Here is a 14,673-nt window from a genome sequence, read left to right as displayed (position 1 = left end):
TCCGGTGTCTCCTTTATCACCCTTGTCGCCCTTATCGCCTTTAGCTCCTTGAGCGCCGTCAGAGACAGTTACGCTGCTCTTTTCGTCTTCAGAGACTACACCATCGCCGTTGGTATCAGTTCCTGTGGTGATCGTCTTAGTACCATTGTTGTTATCCTTGACATCGACGAAGCCTGCGGCGCCGGCTTTACCGTCCTTACCGTCTACACCATCACGGCCAGCAGCGCCGGTGTCTCCTTTAGCACCGTCGGAAACCGTCAGAAACAGTTACGCTAGTCTTTTCGTCGTCAGAGACTACACCATCGCCGTTGGTATCAGTGCCTGTGGTGATGGTCTTAGTGCCGTTGTTGTTATCCTTGACATCAACGAAACCTGCGGCACCAGCTTTACCATCTTTGCCGTCTACGCCATCACGACCGGCGGCTCCGGTATCACCCTTATCACCTTTAGCGCCATCAGAAACGATAACACTGCTCTTTTCGTCGTCAGAGACCACACCGTCGCCGTTGGTATCGGTGCCTGTGGTGATGGTCTTAGTGCCATCGTGGTTATCCACAACATTGACGAAGCCAGCAGCACCAGCTTTACCGTCCTTGCCGTCTACGCCGTCACGGCCGTCGCGTCCTGCAGCTCCGGTGTCTCCTTTGTCACCTTTTTCACCTTTAATGGTATTAACGGTAAACTGCGCCGAAGCTTCTTGTCCAAAGGCATCAGTATATTTAACCGTGTAGGTACCATTTTCGCCCGGTGTAATTTCGAGCTTAGGTTTTTGGGTATTGATCGAATAGGTGAAGACATTGCCATTCTGCTCAATATTAAGACCATTTCCTGCGCGGAAGGTAATGGTATCACCACCATGAACCTGCTGAGCATCTGGAGCAACATTGGTATCGTTCACTTGATTTTGCGTACCTGTTCCAGCAGTACCGGATGTAGCAATCCAATGATAATCTCTGGTCAGAAGGTACAATTGAGAACCATTAATAGCATCTGTAGATGTTTCGGAAATTGCACCTGCAGCTACATTTTTAATCTGACGTTCTTTGTCCTTATAACCAACTGAAACCTGATCGCCAGCAGCTTTCGTCTGACCTGCAAATCCTGAGTAAGTTATGTTATTAATAGTAGCACTATCTTCTGTTGTTGCATCAGAATCTGTTATAGAACCTGCACCAAGAGCAACAGAATTATAGTAAGTAGCTTGCGCTGAAGGACCAATTGCTGAAGCCAGAATAGCTTCCGACTTAGCTTGGGTACCAAGCGCAACACTATTTGACGATTGAGCATTGGCATAGTAACCTATGCTAACACTTGAAGGAGCATCGGCAGAAGCTGTATAACCAATATTTATTGCACCGACACCGCTTGCTTTACCACCAAGGGCAATGGCTGAATTAGCGCCAGCATTGGCAGTATTACCGATAGCAATCGCATTTTCACCATTGGCTTTTGTATAAGTACCAAGAGCAACTGCACCACCCTTATTATCCAAATCAACATTGGTTTCTGCATAGTAACCAATAGCGGTATCGTGATTGTTGGATGGTGTCGCGTTGTCACCCAGATGAACGGTACCCACAGGATTTTCACCAGCTACAGCCCTAAATACGGAACCGCCCGATTGGGTTGGCTGAGCAGACACTGCTGATGCATTTATCGGGTTAGCTGTAAGCGAAATAGATGGCAGACCAGGGCCATTTTGTTCAGCTACATATAAATGGCTTTCTGTTACATAAGTTACAGCACCTGAACCAACATAGGTACCGTCAGGGTTTGTTGCTTCAACACTAGCCTGCGACAAAATAGTATAGCTGCCGGCCTGAGCAACCTGCCCTTCAATTTTACCAGTAGCAGAATCATACACTAGGCCATCTGGTAAACCATCCTTGGTCACTGTTTTTCCATTGATAGTTGCACTGTAACTAAATTTGGTTGAGACCGCATTAATCCCACCATTAACGGCAATACCAGAAATTTTACGACCAGAAAAAACAGCCTGATCACTCTTAGGCAGCGCATTAACATCCAGATCAATTGTCTTGCTGGCTGTAGCCCCATCAGTGGTTTGCACAGTAGCTTTAATCGTATACTGACCAGATTGGAGGACTGTCCCTGTTAATTGGCCACTTTCGGCATCATAGAAGAGGCCGGCAGGCAATCCATCAATAACTTCAGCCGTCCCTTCCTTAGTGTAACTAAAGGATAATTCTGCCTGTGCTGCCTTACTATCTGATGCTTCTTCCTCATCTTCATCAGCACTTCCCATAAGGACAAGATTAATCGCCTGACCAGATTGAGTCGCTGTGATAGCAATGGGACGGATACTGCTTGCTTCATTCAGCGATTGATAGTCACGACCAATAGTCACACCAAGGGTGCCTTGGGCTTGACCACCACGCTGTTCAGTATCCATTTGACTGCCCTGATGCCGAACAAACGTTTGTCCATTACTTGCTGCAGCTGTCACTTGATTAGCAGCCTTTTGAACATAGAACCTTACATACTTGGACTTTTGAAGTTCTAAGGCTGCAACTGCTTGCGTATCCGCTTGATTCGGAGCTAAAGCATAACCTGATAAGCCCAGTTGATTTAAGTTGGCTGTTTCAGTCACAATTTTATCAGCTAAATCATCAGCAGGAATCACCAAGGATTTAGCTGGCGTTTGAGCAACTGTTGATTCGGAACCATCAGCTCCTTGTTCAACATAACGGACCTTATAAAAAACATAGGCATTCTGCCCTGCAGCATCCACTCTAGCCGAATCATCAACATAGCTGTTTGATTGTGAGCCCTCACTTACTGATGTGTGATCAGCAGTTGAACCCTTATCGGTAGTTAGTTCTGCATTTTGTGACGTTTCTGCTGAGTTCCCATTCTCCCTTGATGGGCTCGTCTGACTTTCACCAGCGCTATTACTAGCACCAGCATCCTGCGTTGACGTCACTGTCTGCTCCGAATTAACCGACTGACCGGCCCCTTCCGAAGACTGAACAGCTACGACTGTAGACTGAGTTTGGGGCTGCTCTTCAGCGAGAACGCTACCGGTAGCGAACAAACTGACCCCGATCAAGGCCGAAGCTGCGCCAAACTTAAACTTACGAATAGAAAAGTATTCTTTCCTTTGAATAGAATACTTAGATTTCCTAGGCTTAGGTTTCATAGAATGTATCCATCCCTCTCTAAATATTTTATGTTGATTATAAACACTTTCAAACACCTATTGTCAAAAGCAAGCACAATCACTCTAATTATAAAGCCTAAGAAAAATAATTGCAACTGAAATGTAATATTTTTAATTATTTTTATTTTGCCAGTCATTTTACTGTACACTCTTTGACAGGAATGCAATACCATGACCTTGTTACGGCTGCTTTCTAGCCCAAAACAGAGCTTAGTCTGAGACGAAATTCTGTTGAGATGAGGCACCTTTTCTCAGACTAAATTCTACTGCTCTGGAGCCAGAACTTACTCTGAGAATTCTGCTTTTTATCTGGCCCGCTTTCTCCGCCTGACGACGCCCTATATTTTTTAGAATTTAACACCTAATACAGCTTCAAAAATAACATCACGACCTAATTATTGACAAAAAAATCAAGGAGCTTATCGCTTCTCCTTGATTTGCTTTGTTAAGACGTTATATGGCTGACAATCATAGATAATTCCCCAGACATTTCCCAATTTCTAACGGTATTAGGCAGGATAAAATGCTGTCCTTTATCCAATGGATAGGACTGGTCAGCAATCCTAATCTGGCCCTGACCATCAATGACACTGACAAGATAGTAGGGGGCAACAGCCTCAAAATTAGTCTGACCAACAACATGCCACTTATAGACCGTAAAGAATTCATTGGCTACCAGCAAGGTCGAGGTTAAGTCACCCGTTTTTAAAGTGGCAGGGTGGGAATTTTGCGGTTGACCAATCGTCATGACATCAATGGACTGCTGAATATGCAGAGGACGCAAGTTTCCTGACGCATCAGGACGGTCAAAGTCGTAGACCCGGTAGGTTGTATCGCTAGACTGCTGAGTTTCCAACACCATAATTCCCTTACCAATGGCATGCATCGTGCCGCTTGGTACATAAAAGAAATCACCAGCCTTGACAGGCACTCTCGTTAAGAGTTGATCCCAATCCCCAGCTTCAATCCGCTCTGCTAATTCCTGACGACTCTGGGCGGTATGCCCATAGATAATTTCCGCCCCCTCATCGGCAGCCAGAATATACCAACACTCAGTTTTTCCTAATTCCCCTTCATGTTCCTGGGCATAGGCATCGTCAGGGTGAACTTGAACACTGAGCCAATCATTGGCATCTAAAATCTTCGTTAAGAGCGGAAAAACCGGACTGGATGGATTGCCAAAGAGCTCGGGCCTCTCTTGATAAACTCGATCTAGGCCCTGACCAGCCAAAGAACCGTTTTCAATAATGGAAACCCCGTGAGGGTGACCGGAAATGGCCCAGTATTCCCCTGTTGTTTCTGTCGGGATATCATAACCATAGACATCTCTCAGTCTTGTCCCACCCCAAATTTTGTCATGCATACTAGCCTTTAAAAATAATGGTTCTGCCATGGCTGTTTTCCTCCGTTTTTATCTGCCATTTTAACATTTTTCTCAAAAGAAAAAAAGTGAATAGGAAAGACCATCAGCCATCTAGCACCTATTCACTATAATTATCTTACTGATCAAAACGTCCTGCTGCCTTTTTCGCTAAGGCAAAATTACCAATAGTAGCTGAGCCATTGCCAGATACAGCTGGTGTGACAATATAATCTTCAACAGGCGGAACAGGGAGATAATCATTGAGCAGATTCGTAAATTTCTCACGCACCCGACGTAACATGTGCTCCTGAGCCATAACACCACCGCCAAAGACAATCACATCTGGACGATAAAGAAGAGTCGCCTGAACAGCAGCTTGGGCAATATAGTAAGCCTGAATATCCCAAACATCTGAATGCTGTTCAATCAATTCGCCCCGAATTCCTGTGCGAGCTTCCAGTGAAGGACCAGCTGCTAAACCTTCTAAACAGCCATTATGGAAGGGACAGGTCCCGTGAAATTCATTAGCTACATCGCTGGGATGCAGGGCAACGTAAACATGGCCAGCCTCTGTATGACCAGCGCCACCAACAAACTCTCCGCGTTGGATAGCCCCAGCTCCGATACCCGTTCCGATAGTGTAGTAAACCAGATTTTCAACCCCTTGGCGAACCATAGTTTCACCATAAGCTGATGAATTGACATCCGTCGTAAAATAGAAAGGGACCTTGAATTCCTTGGCAATCAAGCCAACCAAATCTACATTTGACCAATTAGGCTTAGGGGTCTTGGTGATATAACCATAGGTCTTCGAATTTTCGTCAATATCAACAGGGCCAAATGAGCCGATGGCAATTCCTTGCAAGTTGGCTTCAAATTTTTTAAAAAACTCTACAGTCTTATCAATGGTTTCATAGGGTGTCGTCGTTGGAAACTGCACTTTTTCTACGACCTGAAAATTTTCATCGCCGACAGCACAGACAAACTTGGTTCCGCCTGCTTCCACACTTCCGTATAATTTAGTCATCATTTTTCCTCTCTATACCTATCTATCTCTACTTCATTATAAAAAATTCAAGGGCATAAATCAATGAAAATCCCAAGGTTTTCTGCCAATAAAAGAAGTTTTTGAACAGCAAATCAAAAGGGAACGAGACCAAAATCTCACCCCCTTATAATATACCAAACTTATTTTACTTCAAGCAAGTCAGCACCAGCCGTAACAGAACCTGAAGCTACCGGAGTAACATCTGTATAATCTGCAGAGTTGGTTACAATAACCATGGTAGTATCTTCCAGGCCTGCATCTGCAATAGCTGCTGCATCAAATGTTCCAAGAACATCACCCTTCTTAATAGCTTGGTTGGCTTTGACCTTTTGCTCAAAACCTTTACCATCCATTGAGACAGTATCGATACCGATATGAATAAGAACTTCAGCACCTTGATCTGATTTCAAACCATAGGCATGGCCGGTTTCAAAAGCAATTTGTACAATGCCATCAACTGGCGATACAATCGTATTACCGCTAGGTTTAATAGCAACACCTTTACCCATAGCCCCTGATGAGAAGACAGGGTCATTGACAGAAGACAGTTCAACAACTTGACCATCAAGTGGAGCGTAAATGGTTTCTTCAGAAACTTCTGCTTTAGCTGCTGGTTCGTTGCCTGAGGCTTCATCAAGACCGTGTGCTTCGACATCAGCTTCAGCAGCAGCTACAGCCGCTTCTGCTTCAAATACCTTTGCTTCCTTAGTCTTACCATAGTAGTAAGTGATTAGAAAAGCAATGACGAAGGAAATCACTTCACAAATCAAATAGAAAGGAATTGATTTAGGCGCGATAGAGATAAGGCCAAGAACACCGGCTGAACCTAACGATACGGCAATAACTCGTAAAAGACCAGCGATAGCTGCTGCAATAGCCGAACCTACCAAAGCGCAGAAGAATGGGAAACGGTATTTCAAGTTAACCCCAAAGACTGCTGGTTCAGTAATACCAAGAAGAGCTGAAACACCAGCTGAACTTGAAAGTCCCTTAGTTTTAGAATTCTTAGTCAAAGCAAAGATAGCAAAAGCTGCAGCGGCTTGCGCCATATTGGCCATTGAAGCCACAACGAAGATAAAGTCCCCTGAGCCATGACCAGCTTTATAGGAATTCAGCAGAATTGTCTCGAAGGCTGGGAAGGATTGGTGAAGTCCCGTAACAACGATTGGCGTATAGAAAGCACCAAAGATACCCATACCCAAGAAGCCTAAGGTATCATATAACCAAACCAAACCATTGGCTACCCAGTCAGAAACTTGACCAAAGACTGGACCAATGATGGCAAAGGTCAAGAAACCTGAGATAATCATTGTAAAGAGCGGTGTAAAGGTAAAGTCAACTGCTGAATGCAAATGTTTGTGGAACCATTTTTCAATGATACACATAACCCAAACGGCGATAATCGCTGGGATAACTTGTGAAGTATATTGCTGTGCATGAAGTGTCCAGCCAAAGAAATTCCAATTCAGTGACGTTCCAGCTGCTTTCACCACAGCTTCATTAAGTTCTTGCGAGCTCATCATAAGTCCCAGAGCAGCTCCAAGGAACTGGTTACCGCCAAAACGTTTGGCAGTTGAGATACCAAGCAAGACTGGCATATAGATAAATGGGGCATCCGACAAGACAGTCAGCATGTCAGAGATACCGGAAACTTGTGGATATTGGGCAATCAGTGATTGTGATCCAAACAATCCTTCTGACTTAAAGATGTTATTGACCGCCATCAAGAGACCGCCGGCAACAAGGGCTGGAATAATCGGTACAAAAATTTCAGACAGGACCTTAATAAAGGCCATAATTGGGTTTTGCTTATGCCCTTCTGCTGCAATTTTCTTGACATCTTCGGTAGAAACTTCCTTCAAACCAGTTTGCTTAATCAACTCAGCATAAACATGGTTAACATCGCCAGCACCGATAATAACCTGATATTGACCATCCATCTTGAAAGTCCCTTTGACATCGGGATTGTTATCAAGAGCCTCTTGGTCAACCTTCGTATCGTCCTTTAGAACGAGGCGAAGACGAGTGGCACAGTGGGCACCTGCGACCAGATTATCTTTACCGACTGCTTTAATAACGTCGGCAGCTACTTTAGCATAATCCATTGCGTAACTCCTTTAAAATTTAATAAGATAAAAGCTTTCAGTTTTTGAAAACGCTTTTTTACAATTCTTAATTTAACATAAGACCGCCACTATGTCAACCGCTTTGCAGAAATTTTATTTTCCCCTTACTGATTTGTTGAATTCGTTAAACAAAATGCATTCGACTCCTCATCTTAAATGAGAGCAGAATTCCCTCTAATGCTATGGGATAGAACAACCTGCTAAGACCGAGTGTTTTATTACTAATCAAAGTCAATACACTTAAAATTTTCAGAACTCCTTGAACTAGTGGAACAAACCACAAAACACTGCTAACCATCCCAAAAACCGTCATTAAAATTTCAGCATAGACCAAAACTATGCTACCCGCGACATGAAGTCAGACCAGTCGATAATACTGGATTGACTGGATTAGTATGGGATAGAGCTAGATCGCCATAGCGACTAGCGTAATAAGGTGATCGCGAAAAGATCAAACCTATTTTATCCCTGCGACATGACACCAGACCAGTCGATAATACGGTCTGACAGGGTTAATAAGAAGAACAGGCATACACACAGTATACAGCACCATCGTGAAGCTAATCTTTATAAAAATAGAACTACTTTTCTTGCGAGGTGAACCTTAGCACGTCAAAATTATAGTAAGGAACATGATGAGTCACAAAATAGTAAGTAGTGTAGGGGGTCTACATTTATTTTAAATAGACCAACCCCTGCCCCTTGATTTTTTCTATGAAAACCTTTACTATGTTATGGACGTGACATTTCTTGCCAATAGTTGACATATAATATATGGAGGAATATTTATGAACCTACCGACAGAGGTGCGTTACCGCCCCTATGCTGACTGGACCGATGAGGAGAAAGCTAAGATCGAAGCTCATATCGCTGCTTCTCCTTGGCGAGCCAACTATCATATCGAACCAAAGACCGGCCTTTTAAACGATCCAAATGGTTTTTCTTACTTCAACGGAAAATTCCAGCTTTTTTATCAAAATTGGCCTTTCGGTGCAGCGCATGGCCTGAAACAATGGGTCCACACCGAATCTCAAGACCTAGTTCACTTCAAGGAAACGGGCATTACTCTCCAACCTGACCATGAAAATGATAGCCACGGAGCTTATTCGGGTTCTGCCTATCCGATTGATGATAAACTCTTCATCTTCTATACTGGTAATGTCCGCAACCAAGACTGGGTACGGGATCCTCGCCAAATCGGAGCTTGGATGGATAAGAAAGGCCATATTGAAAAATTCGACGACATCCTTATCAAACAGCCAGCCGATGTGACTGAGCACTTCCGCGACCCACAGATTTTTGATTACAAGGGACAATACTACGCCATCATTGGGGCGCAATCCCTTGATAAAAAAGGCTTTATCAAGCTCTACAAGGCTCTCAATAACGATGTCCACAGCTGGCAAGAAGTCGGTAATCTAGATTTTGGCGGCACAGGCTCTGAGTATATGATTGAGTGTCCAAATTTGGTCTTTGTCGATGGACAACCAGTCCTTCTCTACAGCCCTCAGGGTTTGGACAAATCTGAGTTAGCCTATGATAATATTTATCCCAACACCTATAAAATCTGTCAAACGTTTGACATAAATCGACCAGCCCTTGTCGGTGCTTCCCAAATTTTAAATCTGGATTATGGCTTTGAAGCCTATGCTACCCAAGGCTTCAATATGCCTGATGGCAGAGCCTACTGTGTCAGCTGGATTGGACTTCCAGATGTCGACTATCCGACCGACCAATATGACTATCAGGGAGCGATGAGTTTGGTTAAGGAACTGTCCATCAAGGATGGTAAACTCTACCAATATCCCGTTTCAGCCATGACTAGTCTGAGAACCAACCAAGAAGCCTTTGCTGACAAGTCTCAGACAGATAATTGTTATGAATTAGACTTGACCTTTGCTCCTGACCAAAAGACAGAACTTCTCCTCTTCGCAGACCAAAAGGGACATGGTCTTAAGCTTACCATCGATAATGACAAGGGTAAGGTTATCCTCGATCGCTCTCAAGCTGGTGTCCAATATGCGACTGAGTTTGGTACAACGAGAGAATGCCAATTGAACCAAACTCTGGAAGCTCGTATCTTTGTTGATAAATCCATCGTAGAAATCTTCATCAACAAGGGTGAGAAGGTCTTTACCAGTCGGGTCTTTCCTCAAGCTGGCCAATCAGGTCTTAAAGTTCTCTCTGGTCAGGTCAGCGGAACTTACTATCACTTAAAGGGATAAGCTATGGTCGCAAAATTAACTGATGTTGCCAAATTGGCTGGTGTCAGCCCGACCACCGTCTCTCGTGTTATCAACAATAAGGGCTACCTCTCTGAAAAGACCAAGAACAAAGTCCATGCAGCCATGCGTGAACTGGGCTACAAACCCAACAACCTAGCCCGTGGGCTTCAGGGAAAATCCTCTAAACTAATCGGACTGATTTTCCCCAAAATTTCTAATGTGTTCTACGCTGAAATTATTGAACACTTGGAACATATCCTCTTTTATCACGGCTACAAGGTCATTATCTGCAACAGCCAGAACGAATCTGACAAAGAGCGAGACTACTTGGAAATGCTGGCGGCTAATCAGGTTGATGGTATCATCTCTTCCAGCCACAATTTGGATATCGAGGATTACGAACGGGTGGAAGCTCCCATTGTTGCCTTTGACCGCAATCTGGCACCCCGTATCCCTGTTATTTCTTCCGATAATTTTGAAGGCGGAAAATTAGCGGCCATTAGCCTGCAAAAGGTGGGCTGCCAAAATATTATCATGTTTACTGGTAATGATAATTCCAATTCAACCACTGGTCTGCGTCGCAAGGGTTTTAGCTCTGTTCTTCCTAAAGCTAAGGTTTTCAACATTCCCAGCGATTATTCTGCTATTCGCAAAGAGATGGAAATCAAGTCCATCCTGTCTCAGGAGAAGCCTCAGGGAATCTTTACTTCCGACGACATGACAGCCATTCTGACGATGAAAATTGCGGATGATCTGGGCATTAAAATTCCCCAAGACCTCAAAATTGTTGGCTATGATGGGACTCAGTTTGTGGAGAATTATTTCCCACAGTTGACCACGATCAAACAGCCCATCAAGGAAATTGCTGAGCTCTTGGTTGATGTCCTTCTAGCTAAGATTGATGGTAAAGACGTTCAAGAACACTACACCCTGCCCATCAGCCTCCTAACCGGAAAATCTTTATAAAAATAAATCCCTTGGCAACCAATAGCTAAGGGATTTTTCACTTTTCACCAAAATAAAATGACCAACTCGGGTCATTTTGTATTATTCTTCAACAAACTTTGTCAAAATGCCGTTGATAAATTTGGCGGACGTTTGGTCGGAGTAGGTTTTAGCCAACTCAATAATCTCATTGAGGGCAACCTTGTCAGGAGTTTCTTGATAGTACTTAATTTCGAAGAGTCCTAAACGTAGGAGACTGCGGTCGGTTAAGGTCAGCCGTTCTAAAGACCAGCCCTCTTTAAGATTCTCAATAATATAAGTATCAATTTCAGCCAGATTATCCATGGTTCCTTTGACTAAATTCAAGAGCAGAGTTGGAACGTCAAATGCTTGTCCTTCTTCTGCTACTTTGTCATAGGCATAGGCAAAGCTAGCAGCCTGAAGAAAATCAGCTCGACCAAATTCTAAACTGAAAATCGCTTGAAAAGCTCGTTCTCGTAGATTATGTCTTGAATCAGTCATTCAGGAAATCCTCATCAAACAAGGCTGTCATATCTGGTTTTGGCGTCTTTTCAGGAACGATACCAACAACATGAACATTGACATCTGAAATTTCAACCTCAGCCATATCGTAGACAGCTGATTTAACAGCTCTTTGAACTTCAATCGAAACCGCCGGAACGTTTACCCCGTACTGCAGTTGCAAGTAAATATCCGCTGTGACCTTATCTTCACCACTGGTAGTGAGATAGACACCACGACTAAGGGTAGTTTTACTGATGCTATCCGTTACAGCCTTATTGTTGAGCGAATATACCCCCTCAACCTTGGTCGCTGCAATTCCTGTGATAACCTCTAACACCCGAGGAGCGATGACAATATCTCCAATTGTTTCTGTCATAGGTCTGTCCTTTCTAATTATTCTTATTAAAATTTACGCCTTAAGCAAGGCTAAGTTTTATCAAACTTTTTATTGGTTGATGACACAAAATTTGACCAGTCGGTAACACTAGTCAAACCAAGTCAGTCAGGGACTTAAAAAACTATAGATAAGAGCTTTCGTTGAGCCTGAACAAAAACTCGTCCAGTATCCCTGTTTCAGAATAAACTCTTGGCGCAGTGATTGGGAGTGAGACTTGTCGGCTAGGCCAAGAAGTCTTACTTCTGCACAATTCATTAGGTGTTTTAGCACCAATGAACTACTGCTGGCTTATTTTCCTTTTTCCATAAGGCCAAAGTGGAAAACCTAGCCAACTGTACAGAGGTGGGAGTGAGATGGTCTGGAGAAAGACCGTTTCAGGTCACCCCCCTTAAAACCAGAACGTGGTGAGGACCCAAAATTTTCAATTTTTGGGTCCCTTCCCACTCCCTTTGCCCCTAATATCGTAGCTTTAGGCACGTGATACGTAAGTTCCTTCTTGGGTATTGATGACCAATTTTTGGCCAACTTCGATGAAATCTGGCACATTGACCACAAGACCTGTTTCCAAGGTAGCTGGTTTACCTGAACCTGTTACGGTAGCACCCTTGATAGACGGCTGGGTATCCGTAACAGTCAGTTCAACAGTTGTTGGGACCTGTACCCCAATTACTTCTGTTCCATAGAATTGAATTTTAACGTCACCGTTTTCCAAAATGTAACGCAGTTCATTTTCCACGTTAGCCACTGGAATTTCATATTGGTCATAGGTTTCGCTATTCATGAAGTAGGCTGTATCATCCATCTTATAAAGGTATTGGGCAGGCACTGTTTCAATGATAGCTTGTTCAAATTTTTCTTCGGGACGGTAGGTCGTATCGAAGGTTGAACCTGAACGAACGTCACGCAGTTTCATCCGCATAACAGTGTTCCCTTTACCTGGTTTATGGTGGCTGGCTTCCAGAACGCGGATTAATTTTCCATCACCTGTCACGAAAGTCATACCAGCTCTAAGCTTACTTGCTTCAATCATGTTTTTCTACCTCTTCATTAATTTAGTTATCAGCTTATTTTATCATAATTTGTGATGCTACTCAAATTCTTTGTGAATGTAAACAGCCTCTGCCTAGTCCCTCCCTAAGGTGATATGGGGAACATCATGCTGAATATATTCCACACCTTTTTGTTTCATCAGTTCGATAGCCAGAGCATTGGGACGATAGTCGGCTTTATAGGTGATTTTCTTGATACCTGCCTGCAAAAGAGCCTTGGTGCAGTTGATACAAGGAAAGTGGGTGACATAAATTTCGGTATTCTTGGTCGAGATCCCCTCCTTGGCACATTGAATCAGGGCATTCATCTCAGCATGAACCGTCCGAATGCAATGACCGTCTTCCATATAGTGGCCGACCTCATTGCAGTTATCAGTTTCGGAAACCCCGCCGTTATAGCCCGTAGCGATAATCCGTTTGTCCTTAACCAGAACCGCTCCAACATAGGCACGGTCACAAGTTGACCGCTTAGAAATCAGCTCGGCATTAGCCATAAAATAATCCTGCCAAGATAGACGATTTTCAGTCATGGAAACCTCCTAAATAATAATCAATTCTTTGGGTGCCTTAGTCAGAACTTCACAGCCTGTCTCAGTCACCAGTATATCATCTTCAATCCGTACACCGAATTTTCCATCCAAATAAATCCCAGGTTCATCAGTGATGGCCATCCCAGACTCCACCAAGTCGGTTGACTGCCCAAAGTAAGGCCCTTCATGGATATCAAGACCGATCCCGTGACCAATACCGTGGGTGAAGCAAGCACCGTAACCAGCTTGATCAATGACTCGACGAGCAAGGCCATCATAGTCACAGCGTTTCATACCAGCCTTGACGGAGTCAATCACAGCCTGATTGCTCTTGCGGACAATATCATAAACAGACCGCTCTTCGTCAGAAGGCTGGCCAATATGAATCGTTCGCGTGATGTCACTGACGTAGTGATGATAGACACAGCCGAAGTCTAAGGTTAGGGTCTCACCCTGGCAGATAATTTTTTCGCTGGCTCGGCCGTGGGGCATGGCAGAACGCCGGCCCGAAACTACGATAAAGTCAAAAGATGGACCGGTCGCTCCTCGCTCTCGCATCCGAAAATCAAGAAAATTGGCGACTTCAATCTCGCTAGTCTGATTAGGCTTGATAAAATCTAAAACATCTAAGAAGGCCTGATCAGAGATTTTGCAGGCCTGACGAATAGCTTCAATCTCACTGCTGTCCTTAATCATTCGCAACTGTTCAATCAAATCAGTCAGAGATTGCAAGCAGTAATCCGCAAAGCTCTCCTTCAACTGCTGATAGTAGTGATAGGAAATAGCTTCCCCCTCAAAACCAATTGCAGTCAATTGATCACCTTTAATAATCTCAGCAATATCAGCAAGCGGTTGGCGGGTCTCAATAATCTCAAAGCCTTTAACTTGGTCTCTAGCCAAAAGGCTGTAACGGGAATCTGTCAGAAAAAGCCGCTGCTGCTTGGAAAGAAATACTGTTCCTGCCGTGCCATAAAAGCCAGTCAAATAATAGATATTCGTTAAATTAGTAACTAAAAAGCCATCACAGGCTGTCTTCTCCAAAGCTGCCAGCAGTTTTTCTACACGCGCTTCAAACACCTGAAAACACCTCCCATCGAATAGCTTTATTCTAGCATGAATGAGGGTAAATTACTAATTTGAAAGAATTTATACAAAGACTGACTTTAATAGACTTGTTTGAAAACTAAGGCATTTCATAATCGATAATGCCTCAAATCACTCAGCTTAACCATTTTAAATGTTCTGAGTAAAGTTTTAGGGCCTTTCGTACGCAGTTTTGGTTAC

General features: G+C 43.7%; 11 protein-coding genes. 2 read left to right on the top strand and 9 right to left on the bottom strand.

All coding sequences use genetic code 11. From position 1 onward, the window contains the following. Nucleotides 1-238: 238 nt before the first annotated feature. The 4 genes from STRCR_RS04005 to STRCR_RS03990 form a co-directional block, all read right to left on the bottom strand. Nucleotides 239-3,160, bottom strand: coding sequence for a putative Ig domain-containing protein (locus STRCR_RS04005; protein ID WP_003048849.1), 2,922 nt, complete (start codon nt 3,158-3,160; stop codon nt 239-241). Between the two features lie 466 nt (nt 3,161-3,626). Further along, nucleotides 3,627-4,574, bottom strand: a complete 948-nt coding sequence (gene manA, locus STRCR_RS04000) for a mannose-6-phosphate isomerase, class I (protein WP_004229157.1) — start codon at nt 4,572-4,574, stop codon at nt 3,627-3,629. Nucleotides 4,575-4,680: 106 nt separating this feature from the next. Further along, nucleotides 4,681-5,571: a fructokinase ScrK gene (gene scrK / locus STRCR_RS03995; RefSeq protein WP_004227685.1), complete on the bottom strand. Its 891-nt coding sequence runs from the start codon at nt 5,569-5,571 to the stop codon at nt 4,681-4,683. Between the two features lie 161 nt (nt 5,572-5,732). Further along, a complete protein-coding gene (locus STRCR_RS03990; protein ID WP_004226896.1) occupies nt 5,733-7,697 on the bottom strand; it encodes a sucrose-specific PTS transporter subunit IIBC in 1,965 nt (654 codons plus the stop codon). Between the two features lie 809 nt (nt 7,698-8,506). Between STRCR_RS03990 and STRCR_RS03985 the strand changes: the two genes are divergently transcribed. Next, nucleotides 8,507-9,943, top strand: a complete 1,437-nt coding sequence (locus STRCR_RS03985; RefSeq protein ID WP_004225382.1) for a sucrose-6-phosphate hydrolase — start codon at nt 8,507-8,509, stop codon at nt 9,941-9,943. Nucleotides 9,944-9,946: 3 nt separating this feature from the next. Then, nucleotides 9,947-10,909 (top strand): LacI family DNA-binding transcriptional regulator, encoded by a 963-nt coding sequence (locus tag STRCR_RS03980; RefSeq protein ID WP_004228785.1) that lies wholly within the window; start codon nt 9,947-9,949, stop codon nt 10,907-10,909. A gap of 81 nt (nt 10,910-10,990) precedes the next feature. On the opposite strand, the gene nusB is transcribed toward STRCR_RS03980, so the two are convergent. The 5 genes from nusB to STRCR_RS03955 form a co-directional block, all read right to left on the bottom strand. Beyond that, nucleotides 10,991-11,410, bottom strand: a complete 420-nt coding sequence (nusB, locus tag STRCR_RS03975; RefSeq protein WP_004229991.1) for a transcription antitermination factor NusB — start codon at nt 11,408-11,410, stop codon at nt 10,991-10,993. Then, the gene (locus STRCR_RS03970) at nt 11,403-11,789 is read right to left on the bottom strand and encodes an Asp23/Gls24 family envelope stress response protein (protein WP_004225183.1); all 387 of its coding nucleotides are present in this window, start codon (nt 11,787-11,789) and stop codon (nt 11,403-11,405) included. The genes nusB and STRCR_RS03970 overlap by 8 nt, the downstream gene beginning before the upstream one ends. Before the next feature lie 490 nt (nt 11,790-12,279). Next, nucleotides 12,280-12,840: an elongation factor P gene (gene efp / locus STRCR_RS03965; protein ID WP_004225331.1), complete on the bottom strand. Its 561-nt coding sequence runs from the start codon at nt 12,838-12,840 to the stop codon at nt 12,280-12,282. 93 nt (nt 12,841-12,933) lie between these two features. Then, nucleotides 12,934-13,389, bottom strand: coding sequence for a deoxycytidylate deaminase (locus tag STRCR_RS03960; RefSeq protein WP_004226449.1), 456 nt, complete (start codon nt 13,387-13,389; stop codon nt 12,934-12,936). Between the two features lie 9 nt (nt 13,390-13,398). Further along, complete coding sequence (locus STRCR_RS03955; protein WP_004228175.1) at nt 13,399-14,466, bottom strand: M24 family metallopeptidase; 1,068 nt, start codon at nt 14,464-14,466, stop codon at nt 13,399-13,401. Nucleotides 14,467-14,673 lie beyond the last annotated feature (207 nt).

Origin of the sequence: Streptococcus criceti HS-6 (assembly GCF_000187975.2) — a bacterium.
Lineage (GTDB): Bacteria > Bacillota > Bacilli > Lactobacillales > Streptococcaceae > Streptococcus > Streptococcus criceti.
This window is presented reverse-complemented; position numbering and strand designations above follow the sequence as displayed.